This window comes from Streptococcus sp. HMSC072D05 (assembly GCF_001815805.1).
Classification (GTDB): Bacteria; Bacillota; Bacilli; order Lactobacillales; family Streptococcaceae; genus Streptococcus.
Map to the genome: position 1 here is coordinate 50,535 of NZ_KV822044.1, position 1,055 is coordinate 51,589.

1 protein-coding gene is annotated in these 1,055 nt (G+C 37.6%); it reads right to left on the bottom strand.

The window, feature by feature from the left end:
• Nucleotides 1-76 precede the first annotated feature (76 nt).
• A partial coding sequence (locus tag HMPREF3057_RS09780; RefSeq protein ID WP_257371412.1) for a hypothetical protein occupies nt 77-1,055 on the bottom strand: 979 nt, incomplete at its 5' end.

The window sequence follows — 1,055 nt, forward strand, 5'->3', positions numbered from 1 at the left end:
CATCCCCTTTGAAATCTCATCTGTCGAAACTTTGATACTCGCCTTAATGCTTTGAATTCGCATTGGCTGAATTCGCTTAACGGACATTACTCAACTCCTCCTTTGGTTTCAAGACATTGATAAACTCTTCATAAGAGTGAACCACATGGTCCTTCCCGTCCCTAGTTACCTCTCCATAAACCGTGAGGTTATCAAATAAATCACGGTCCTTAGGAATTAAGAGGCTAAAAATATCTGATAAAAGCTTAACATCTGTCTCGTTAGTTAAAAAATAGAGACTTCCTTTTTCTTTACTCATCAAGTCATAAGCTTTTGGGTATTTCTCCCTCAAGAGCCAATCTGAAGACTGTTCAATCACAGATTGTGAGAGATTAAGACAGGTAGTGTTATCTATAAAATCATCATTATAATAGTAATTTTTCAAACTTGTATAACGGTTAAATAAATATGTATACCTATTCTCAAGAGCAACCCCAAGTTCTTTAGGAACATCCTCTAGCTTACCTGTTTCCATATTAAAGAGGACTTCCTTACGGTCATGACCCCCAGTTTTTTGGAGAACTACCTTACGATACTCTTGATCATTGTATGTGACAAAATTAATATAAGTACTTGAAACTGGAAAGTATGACGAATCATAATCCGCAACAGCCTTTAAAAGGTCATACTCCTTACGAGGCAAATCATCCTGACTGGTATCATAAACCTGAATCTTCCAATACTCCCCCCAACTCAGATTCTTGACATCAAAGCGATTATCGTCCCATTTGTAAATTAAACGTTTACTGTCTGTCGAAAGGTAACGTTTCCCATAAATTGCACTGGTATACTCCAGTGGTTCTTCATTAGCTTCCTGCTCATTGCTATGATTGACATATTTCCAAGAAATGACCAACCCCTGTCTATTAGCTAGAAACTCATAAGAAGCTGGTTCTACCTCAGGAGTTCGCACTTTATAACGGTCATGTGTTAGGTAGCGATATAAGGGATAGGCTCCAGAAACCACAACAAGAAGGCTAAAAAGTCCCAGAATGATTAGTATTTTTTTCCTGTAT